Here is a 442-nt window from a genome sequence, read left to right on the forward strand (position 1 = left end):
TAAAAAGTTTGTGGCTGACTTATCGGCTATCATTCAAAGAGGGCGCTCCGTCGGTGTTTCTGTTATTGCTAGTACGCAAGACCCGTCAACTGATACGCTCCCGCAGAGAATACGTCAGCAGTTTGCTTCCAAGGTTCTCCTTGGATCTGCAAACTCTGACATTCAACGAATAGCATTTGGAGAAGTTGCAACGGCTGGAAACGTTGAAGATTTCAGAGGGTTCTATACTTGCGACGGACTAACTAATCAGCCAATGAAATTCTATGTTTGTGATTTATACAATCATGGATTTAATGAGTTAGAAATATTTAAAAAAGCCTATGATATAGGCTTTTTTAAATATTCCAATTAAATTTAATTACTTCTTTACATTTATCTCTTAATAAATTAAAATCTATTTCGTCAAGTTGAAAAACTTTTTTTATATTCTTTTTTTAAGTAA

1 pseudogene is annotated in these 442 nt (G+C 34.4%); it reads left to right on the forward strand.

Annotated elements, in window-relative coordinates:
* Positions 1-352: pseudogene (locus tag SPADD19_RS11000) on the forward strand (type IV secretory system conjugative DNA transfer family protein); the annotation flags it as partial.
* Between the last annotated feature and the right edge of the window lie 90 nt (positions 353-442).

Origin of the sequence: Streptococcus parasanguinis (genome assembly GCF_001578955.1) — a bacterium.
Taxonomy (GTDB): Bacteria; Bacillota; Bacilli; order Lactobacillales; family Streptococcaceae; genus Streptococcus; species Streptococcus parasanguinis_U.